General features: G+C 49.5%; 7 protein-coding genes and 1 pseudogene. 5 read left to right on the top strand and 3 right to left on the bottom strand.

Annotated features, from left to right (window positions below; genetic code table 11):
* Positions 1 to 82 precede the first annotated feature (82 nt).
* From typA to R3177_RS10345, 5 genes are all read left to right on the top strand, one after another.
* Positions 83 to 1,921, top strand: coding sequence for a translational GTPase TypA (typA, locus tag R3177_RS10365; protein WP_318970959.1), 1,839 nt, complete (start codon positions 83 to 85; stop codon positions 1,919 to 1,921).
* 138 nt (positions 1,922 to 2,059) lie between these two features.
* The gene (locus tag R3177_RS10360; protein ID WP_318970958.1) at positions 2,060 to 2,926 is read left to right on the top strand and encodes a virulence factor BrkB family protein; all 867 of its coding nucleotides are present in this window, start codon (positions 2,060 to 2,062) and stop codon (positions 2,924 to 2,926) included.
* Entirely contained in the window at positions 2,923 to 3,360 is a 438-nt protein-coding gene (gene dtd / locus R3177_RS10355) for a D-aminoacyl-tRNA deacylase (RefSeq protein WP_318970957.1), read from the top strand. Before R3177_RS10360 ends, dtd begins: the two co-directional genes overlap by 4 nt.
* 30 nt (positions 3,361 to 3,390) lie before the next feature.
* Positions 3,391 to 4,302, top strand: a complete 912-nt coding sequence (locus R3177_RS10350) for a bifunctional GNAT family N-acetyltransferase/thioesterase (RefSeq protein ID WP_318970956.1) — start codon at positions 3,391 to 3,393, stop codon at positions 4,300 to 4,302.
* A gap of 123 nt (positions 4,303 to 4,425) precedes the next feature.
* On the top strand, positions 4,426 to 5,046 hold the full coding sequence (locus R3177_RS10345) for a restriction endonuclease (protein ID WP_318970955.1): 621 nt from the start codon (positions 4,426 to 4,428) through the stop codon (positions 5,044 to 5,046).
* A 153-nt stretch (positions 5,047 to 5,199) separates the two neighbouring features.
* Here the strand turns inward: R3177_RS10345 and R3177_RS10340 are convergent, their stop codons facing one another.
* From R3177_RS10340 to R3177_RS10330, 3 genes and pseudogenes are all read right to left on the bottom strand, one after another.
* Positions 5,200 to 7,227 (bottom strand): methyl-accepting chemotaxis protein, encoded by a 2,028-nt coding sequence (locus R3177_RS10340; protein WP_318970954.1) that lies wholly within the window; start codon positions 7,225 to 7,227, stop codon positions 5,200 to 5,202.
* Between the two features lie 186 nt (positions 7,228 to 7,413).
* The gene (gene hutH / locus R3177_RS10335; RefSeq protein ID WP_318970953.1) at positions 7,414 to 8,949 is read right to left on the bottom strand and encodes a histidine ammonia-lyase; all 1,536 of its coding nucleotides are present in this window, start codon (positions 8,947 to 8,949) and stop codon (positions 7,414 to 7,416) included.
* Positions 8,950 to 8,953: 4 nt separating this feature from the next.
* Positions 8,954 to 9,191: pseudogene (locus tag R3177_RS10330) on the bottom strand (urocanate hydratase); the annotation flags it as partial.

The following is a 9,191-nucleotide window of genomic DNA, read 5'->3' as shown; positions in this document are numbered from 1 at the left end:
GTAGAATATGCGCCCTTTACTTTTGAAAAGCGTTTGCCTGGTGGTCATTATGGTCATCTAGTGCCACAGAGGATACTGATTCATGAGCGTTACCGCGTCAACTTTAGATAAACTGCGTAATATTGCCATCATCGCGCACGTCGACCACGGCAAAACCACCCTGGTCGATAAACTGCTGCAACAATCGGGTACCTTCGATGCCCGCGCCAAGTTGCAGGAGCGGATGATGGACTCCAATGCTCAGGAGTCTGAGCGCGGTATCACCATTCTGGCCAAAAACACCTCGGTACGCTGGAACGGCTATCATATTAATATTCTGGACACCCCGGGGCACGCTGATTTTGGTGGTGAAGTGGAGCGGGTACTGTCGATGGCCGACTCGGTTCTGCTGCTGGTCGATGCGGTTGATGGCCCTATGCCGCAAACCCGTTTCGTTACTCAGAAAGCCTTCTCCCATGGTTTAAAACCGATAGTGGTTGTCAATAAAATCGACCGTCCGGGTGCCCGGCCGGATTGGGTTATCGATCAGGTGTTTGATCTGTTCGATAACTTAGGGGCGACTGACGAGCAGCTTGATTTCCCAATTGTGTATGCTTCTGCCTTAAATGGCTGGGCAACGCTTGACTATAATGACCCCAAAGCCGACATTACCGATTTATTTGAGGCTATTGTTAAGCATGTTGCGCCGCCAACAGTTGAACTGAATGGTGAAACACAACTTCAGGTTTCTCAGCTGGATTATTCAAGCTATCTGGGTATTATCGGTATTGGCCGGATTAAACGCGGCACCCTGAAACCTAATCAGCAGGTAACGATTGTCGGCGCTGACGGCACTAAGCGTAATGGCAAAGTCGGCCAGGTATTTGGCTATTTAGGACTGGAGCGTATAGAGACAAATGAGGCTCAGGCAGGTGATATTGTTGCTTTCACCGGTCTTGGAGAGTTAAAAATTTCAGATACCATCTGTAGTACCAGTAAAGTTGAAGCATTGCCGGCGCTGCAGGTTGACGAACCTACCGTTACGATGACCTTCCAGGTAAACACCTCACCCTTTGCTGGTAAAGAGGGTAAGTTTGTGACATCACGCCAGATTTTAGAGCGTTTAATGCACGAGCTGAAACACAACGTGGCACTGCGGGTTGAAGAAACTGAAGACGGTGACAAGTTCAAGGTTTCTGGCCGCGGCGAGTTACACTTAGGCGTATTGATTGAAAATATGCGTCGTGAAGGTTTCGAGTTAGCGGTATCGCGGCCAGAAGTTATTATGAAAATGGTTGATGGTGCTAAAATGGAACCGATGGAGAACGTGACCATCGACTGTGAAGAGCAGCATCAGGGTGCGATCATGGAGCGGATGGGTGAGCGTAAAGCTGAAATGACCAATATGCAGCCAGATGGCAAAGGTCGGATCCGGATGGATTTTATTATGCCAAGCCGCGGTTTAATCGGTTTCCGTACTGAGTTTATGACCATCACCTCAGGTACGGGTCTGATGTACCATACCTTTGACCACTATGGACCTCACAAAGGGGGTAATATTGGCCAGCGAATGAACGGTGTAATGATCTCAAATGCCGTTGGTAAAGCGGCCGGTTATGCCATTTTCTCGTTGCAGGAACGCGGCCGGATGTTTATCAGTCATGCTGAAGAAGTGTACGAAGGTCAGGTTATTGGTATTCACAGCCGTAGCAACGACTTAACCGTTAACTGCTTGAAAGGTAAGCAATTAACCAACGTGCGTGCTTCAGGTACCGACGAAGCGATTAACCTGGTACCACCCATCCGCTATACGCTGGAGCAGGCGCTGGAGTTTATTGATGATGATGAACTGGTAGAAGTAACCCCGAAATCTATTCGTATCCGCAAGCGTCATTTAACTGAAAACGACCGCAAACGCGCCAGCCGTGGCCCAGCTGCGTAAGCGTTTTTCGCAATAAAACAAAGCCAGCATAATGCTGGCTTTGTTGTTTCTGGCGGGGGCAATACCCGTAGCCTGAAAGCTGGTCTGTGGTTGATTTTTCGAGTATTCTTGCCGCTATCAGGATTGAAAGGAGTTGCTATGGACAAGTCACAACTGGTGCGGTATCTGCGCCAGAGTAAAAATTTCATTGCCGCTTATTTTCAGCGCTGTAAGCAGGATCAGATCACGATGGTGGCAGGGTATCTGGCTTATATTTCTTTGTTATCTCTGGTACCGTTTATTGCAGTGATTTTTTCTATGCTCGGCGTGTTTCCGATGTTTGAAGAGCTGAAATCAGAGTTAGAGCAGTTTATTTTCGCCAATGTTATTCCCACCCGTGGTGAAGAAATCCAAAGTTATATTAATACATTTATCAGTAATACCCGCGGCATGACAACCATAGGTATTCTGGTGCTAATCGTGGTTGCCCTGTTACTAATCTATAATATCGACAAAACGTTAAATAAAATCTGGCGGGTGAAACAGCGACCACGGCCGATTATTTCGTTTTCAATTTACTGGATGATTCTGACACTCGGTCCGGTCCTTATTGGCACCTCCATTGCTGTCACCTCTTATCTGGCGACATTTAGCCGCTATGCCGAGGATTATACTCCGGGCCTCACCAGTTTTATCTTATGGATAATTCCTTATGTGATGTCTCTACTGGCTTTTTTTATTTTGTATCTGTTGGTGCCTAATCTGAAAGTGCGGGCACGGCACGCCTTATGGGGCGCACTGCTGGCTACCATATTGTTCGAGTTTTTTAAACGCGGTTTTACCCTTTATGTCAGTGAGTTTCCGTCTTATCAGGCTTTGTATGGTGCGCTAGCCTTGGTGCCAATCCTGTTTATCTGGGTCTATTTGTCCTGGGTTGTCGTATTGCTAGGCGCAGAGCTTACCGCTTTACTGCAGCAAAGAGCCGAGCTGGATGAAGCGGAAAAGTCGGGAGAGTCTCAGGCGTGAAGGCGTTAGTTCAAAGAGTCAGCCAGGCCTCGGTATCGGTTGCTGCAGAGCAAATAAGCACCATTGGGCCGGGCTTATTAGTGTTGTTGGCTGTCGAAGCAACAGATAGCGAAGCAGCAATTGCCAGGCTGGTACATAAAGTAGCGCACTACCGGATGTTCAGTGACAACAACGGCAAAATGAATTTAAATGTGCAACAGGCCGGGGGGGCCGTGTTAGTTGTATCCCAGTTTACCCTGGCAGCTGATACCCAAAGTGGCCTTCGGCCGAGCTTTACGCCTGCAGCCACCCCTGTTAAAGCCGAGCAGTATTATCATGATTTTAGCCGGCAACTGGCTCAGTTTGGTATCGAGGTAAAGCAAGGCCAGTTTGCTGCAAATATGCAGGTCAGTCTTATCAATGATGGCCCGGTAACGTTTCTGCTTACCAGCTGATTTTATTTTCTGATAAATAATGAGCACCTTATGGCATTTCCTTCTGACTGGCAGTTAACTCAGCCGCTGACCCCTGAACATTGGCAGGCCTATTATCATTTGCGCTGGCAGGTGCTGCGGGCACCTTGGGACCAGCCGCCCGGGTCAGAGCAGGATGAGTTTGAACCTCAGGCATATCATCTGATGCTGACAGATGGTCAGGGCAAACTGCTGGCCGTCGGCAGGTTACATCAGCTTGACCTGAACCGTGGCCAGATCCGTTATATGGCTGTGGCAGAGCAGGCGCGGGGCAAAGGTGCAGGGCGCATGATATTACAGGGGCTGGAACAGCAAGCCGTAATTCTTGGTCTGCAACAATTGCAACTGAATGCCAGAGAGCAAGCGGTAGACTTTTATCGCCAGCTTGGTTACCAGCAGGAAGGGCAGGCTGCAGCATTATTTGGTATTCCTCATCTGAAAATGACGAAATCCATCCGGTTAGCTGGAAGCGCTGCTGACTTTGAACAGTGGCAGCGTGAGCTGGCAGCAACCTGGCAGCAAACTATCCCGCTGAGTAACTATATGCAGCTTAAAATCACCGGTTTTAACGGTTCCCGCTTTAGCTGCAGTGCGCCGCTGGCACCGAATATAAATTTACACCAGACAATGTTTGCCGGCAGTATTTACACTTTGGCGACATTAACCGGTTGGGGAATGCTCTATATGCAGCTAAAAGCGTTGGGATTGCATGGCGCTCAGGTGCTGGCAAATGCCGACATCAGATATCTGCGCCCGGTCAGTAGTCAGCCTGAAGCACGTTGTGATTTGCTGGACTGCAGCGGTTGTTTAACGCCATTGGCCGACGGTCAGAAAGTCAGGCAACGGATCCGGGTCGGTATCTACTGTCAGCAACAAATTTGTGCGGAGTTTACTGGCAATTATGTGGTGCTTCCTGAACATTAGTCTGAAAAACAGCAGCAATTATCGTTGTGACGATATTTATAAGACATTTGTCAAAACTTGGTAAAGCGATGTAGCGATGATTAACTGATAATCCACCCCAGATAACGCAGGTTAGGGGTGGTTATGAAAAATAAATGGCTTTGGGTTTCTTCGATAAGTACCTTGCTTGGCATTGTGGCCGGTGGCATTTACTTGTTTTTTGCTGAGCACTCACTGCTACTTAACGATAAGGATCTGACGTTGTCGGCATTCTGGTCAACCTTTATGCTGTGGGTATTTGTCCTGATGTTTGTTGCGGCGCTGTTTTGTAACGTGCTGGCTTTTATCGAACTGGATGACGAGCATCGGCTGGCCGGTGTTAATCAGCGACTGCAAAGTTTACTGCGCGGGGGCGATCGTCAGCAGCGTTTTTTGCAGGAAGCTCAGCGCCTGTTAAGCCGCAGGGGGGCGTTATCGGCCAGCAGTAAAGTGGCCGCAGACTATCTGTTACTCCAGGCCCAGCGCGACACCCTGGTGCTTATTCAAGCCAGTTGCCTGCCAGTAGACATTTCTCAGGTCAGGGCTATGTTTCAGCATATGCTGGCGGTGGATATTAGCGACGGCATAGTGGTAAGCCGCAACGGTTTCTCTAATCAGGCCTGGATATTTGCCCAGGAAGCAAATATTAGTCTGCTGGATAATAAAAGTTTAAGAAAACAGCAAAAACGGGCAAAAATTCAGCAGGTACCGATAATACAGAGCTGATATCAAAGTTTCATTAGGATTTTTAGTTTAGAAAAAGCGATATTCAGCAGCGAAAGGAATCAAAATAATAAACACGGACTGCTCCACTTCCTGCATAGCTGGCTTCGGCCAGCTTTTTTATTTAAAGCTGGCCGGAGCAGGTGTTAAGTTATCTCAGTTAATTTTAAAACGGGTTGCGGCAGTCTGCAGTTGCGCAGCTAATCTGGCAACGTCATCGCTGTGGGCCAGCGTACGTTCCGCTTTACTGGTACTGCTGTTAGCCAGCTGAACCATTTGCTGCATGTTGTCACTGATAGCGGCGCCCAATTCAAGCTGGCTGTTACTGGCTTCATTGACTGCGTCGCTGATTTGTCTGGTTTGTGCCATCGCCTGGTTAACTGTTTCCAGGGCGGCCGCAAGCTGTTGGGTGGTGGCAACGCATTGCTCAGCATCCGTTTTGCCGGTCAGTACCGACGTAACAGCGTGCTGGCTTTGCTGCTGCAGACTGGCAATCATCTGTCTGATTTCGTTTGTTGCCTGTTGGGTCCGACCAGCAAGCGAGCGAACTTCATCCGCTACCACGGCAAAGCCGCGACCTTGTTCGCCTGCTCTTGCTGCTTCAATCGCAGCGTTTAATGCCAGTAAGTTTGTTTGCTCAGCAATAGCGCTGATGGTTGTCAGAATACCACCGATATTGGTTGACTGATCATTGACCTTGTTCATCACATCACTGGTCGCGGCCAGCTGATTTGCCAGGCCAGTGATCAATTGCTTGTTCTTGTCGGCGATTTGCTGGATTTGCTGACTTTGCGCCAGCGCCTGACGCATCGCGTCGCCAGCTTGTTGTGCTTGTTTAGCTACGGTTTCAGTATTGTCAGTCAGCTGGCCGGTAATGCCGTTAACCCGGCTGATCTGCTGTTGTTGTTGCTGTAAGGAGGTACTTATCTCCTGAACTTCACTGCTGGACTGGCTGGCATTGATGTTTAGGTCCGTCGCATTTTGCTGAATATTAGTGATTAAACTGCGCAGCGCCGCAATCAGGCTGTTAACCTTAGCTGATAAGGCGCCAAATTCGTCCTGCTGGGCTATTTTCAGCTCCCGGGTCAAATCACCTTTGGCAATGTCGCCCAGCATATGATTGATACCGGCTAAGGGCTTGAGCATCGCACTTATCGTAAAATAAGCGGCTACCACTGCCAGTACGACTAATACCAACATCATCACCAGGGTGCGATTGCTGCCCGAGTTCAATGCACCGGATACCTGACGCTGTAACTGGTTAAAACGCTGGTCCGCCAGTTCAACAACCTGGTCCAGTGCCAGAATTGCTTGAGCAACCTGTTGCTCTGAACTGTTCAGTTGCCGGCGGGCAGCTTGTTGTTGTTGCAGTTGTTGCTGTTTAAGACTGACCAGGCCGGTATCTGCCTGTAACTGCTCAGTCAGCGCAGCAAATTGCTGTTTGAACTGTGGCCAGATCTCGTTTGTATCGATACCGGCTATCTGCCGGTCCAGATAATCAATATTTACCTGAATATCACTGAGGGTAAACCCAATATTCTGCTGATTGCGCTCCAATGCTGCGAGATCAACATAAGCTGCCACTTCCCGCACGGTATTGAGTAAACCCAAAATCTGGCCATCAATCCGGTTAGCATTGCCGCTTATCTGCTCCATCAACTCATCGTCGAGTGATAAGTCAGCATCGGCAAGATCCAGTAAGCCCGCACCGGCGTCGTCTATCAGCGTTTCCAGTTCACTCAGTTCTGCTGCAACGGCTGTCGCCATTGCATTACTCTGGCTGCGGGCACTGAACATGGCGTTAACTGCGTCACTGTACTGTTCAAAATGAGTCAGGGCTGACTGTAACGGCAGCTGCAGCGCATCATCCTTCACTGTAAGTTGATTAAAATCAGTGATAAGGGCAATGAATTGATCATTACTTGTCGTAAATTGTTGCTGATAATTGGTCAACTCAGTCTGTTGTTCAGCGGTAAAGCCAAGTGCCGATAATTTAGCCAGTTTCAGCAGCTGGATCTGGGCCAGGTTACTTTGTTGCTGAGCCGGCACCGCAAGCTCATTCACATCATTACTATAGCGGGTTACGGTATTGAAACTATACAGCGCTAAAATGCTGGCAAACAGCAATAAAGCGGCAATAAACCCAAAACCCAGAATGACTTTATGCGCAACTTTTAACGTCATAATCTATGCCAGTTGATGACTGCTTGTCTGGGGACGCTGACAATGCAAGTTGTTGGAATGAAAACATCAAGGTAGCAAAGAAAAGCATACTGGTCTAGCCACAAATCGTCGCAAAAATGACAAATTGATGCAAAAGTGAGCGCGGCTGCACTATACCGGTGCAGCCGCGTTCAATAAGACCACCGTTTAAAAACTACTCAGAATTTCGGTAGGAATAAACTGATTGAGGATACCACTTCGAACCAGGCTGGCACTTTTTTCTATATCGGGTCCAAAATAGCGATCCTGATTATAGAAGCTGACATCATGCCGTAACAGTGCTTTAGCACTTTCCAGCAAAGGGGTTGTTTTAAGAGGTGCTCTGAAATCCAGTCCCTGTGCTGCTGCTAAGTATTCAACCGCCAGCACGCCGGTGGTATTTTCGCTCATCTCCGCTAAGCGCCTGGCTGCAAACGTTGCCATTGATACATGGTCTTCCTGATTGGCTGAGGTGGGCAGACTGTCAACTGACGCCGGGTGGGCCAGACTCTTATTTTCTGACGCCAGCGCAGCGGCAGTCACCTGGGCAATCATAAAGCCGCTGTTGACTCCGCCATTGGGTACCAGAAATGCTGGCAACTTACTCAGACTTGCATCAATCAGTAAGGCCATCCGTCGCTCTGATAAGGCGCCAATTTCGGCAATGGCCAGCGCCAGATTATCGGCTGCCATCGCAACCGGCTCAGCATGAAAGTTGCCCCCTGACAAAATATCGCCGTCATCAGCAAATACCAGCGGGTTATCTGTTACGCCATTCGCTTCAACTTGCAGTACCTCAGCCGCCTGGCGGATTTGGGTCAGACAGGCCCCCATTACTTGTGGCTGGCATCTTAAGCTGTAGGGGTCCTGCACTTTTTCGCAATCTTTGTGCGATGCACCTACTTCGGAGCCGTCAGTCAGCAGATGACGGTATAATGTAGCTGCATCAATTTGGCCGTGCTGACCACGGGCCTGATGGATACGGGGATCGAACGGTGCCCGACTACCCAGCGCTGCTTCAACACTCATGGCACCAATGACTGTGCCGGCAGCAAATAGGTTTTCTGCCCGGAACAGCCCCTCCAGCGCCAGCGCTGTCGAAGCCTGCGTGCCGTTTAGTAATGCCAGCCCTTCTTTCGCTGCCAGCGTAAGTGGGGCCATGCCTGCCAGAGCCAGTCCTTCGGTGGCATCATAGATCTGACCGCGAAAGCTGACTTCCCCCTCACCAATCAATGGCAAAACCATATGTGCCAGTGGTGCTAAATCTCCAGAGGCACCCACTGAGCCTTTTAACGGAATGCACGGATATAGTCCGGCATTTACCAGGTCGATTAACGCTTCAATCACACTGAGGCGAATACCAGAAAAGCCACGGGCCAGGGCATTGATTTTCAGGACCAGCATTAAGCGCACGGTGCTGTCATCCATAAAGTCGCCAAATCCGGCCGCATGCGACAGAACAATAGAGCGTTGCAGCAGCTCCAGCTCGTCGTTTTTAATCCTGGTATTGGCCAGCAGACCAAAGCCGGTATTGATGCCATACACCACTTTATTCTGTTTGATGACATTGGCAACACAGGCCGCTGATTTTTCAATGGCGGGTATCGCAGCACTATCCAGGGTCAGGTGAACCGGTCCCTGTTGTACTTGTCGTAACTGGGCCAGTGTTAACTCACCCGGTACTAAATTCAGTGTATAACTCATATGTTTACTCCGTTACCATCGGTAAGTCCAGGGTGTGTTCTTTGGCACAATTAACTGCAATATCATAACCGGCATCGGCGTGGCGCATAACGCCGGTGCCAGGGTCGTTCCACAACACCCGGTTTAATCTTGCTGCGGCGGCATCTGTGCCATCCGCAACAATTACCACCCCGCTGTGCTGACTGTAGCCCATGCCCACACCACCGCCGTGATGCAATGAAACCCAGGTCGCGCCACCTGCG

This window comes from Arsukibacterium sp., assembly GCF_033722355.1.
Lineage (GTDB): Bacteria > Pseudomonadota > Gammaproteobacteria > Enterobacterales > Alteromonadaceae > Alishewanella.
Note: the sequence above shows the minus strand (reverse complement) of the source record. Positions and strands in the feature narration are given on the sequence as shown.

Excerpts from the sequence above, each read along its gene's own strand:
- R3177_RS10340 (WP_318970954.1), bottom strand. The coding sequence starts at position 7,227 with ATGACGTTAAAAGTTGCGCATAAAGTCATTCTGGGTTTTGGGTTTATT.
- R3177_RS10345 (WP_318970955.1), top strand. The coding sequence starts at position 4,426 with ATGAAAAATAAATGGCTTTGGGTTTCTTCGATAAGTACCTTGCTTGGC.
- hutH (WP_318970953.1), bottom strand. The coding sequence starts at position 8,949 with ATGAGTTATACACTGAATTTAGTACCGGGTGAGTTAACACTGGCCCAG.
- R3177_RS10350 (WP_318970956.1), top strand. The coding sequence starts at position 3,391 with ATGGCATTTCCTTCTGACTGGCAGTTAACTCAGCCGCTGACCCCTGAA.
- typA (WP_318970959.1), top strand. The coding sequence starts at position 83 with ATGAGCGTTACCGCGTCAACTTTAGATAAACTGCGTAATATTGCCATC.
- R3177_RS10360 (WP_318970958.1), top strand. The coding sequence starts at position 2,060 with ATGGACAAGTCACAACTGGTGCGGTATCTGCGCCAGAGTAAAAATTTC.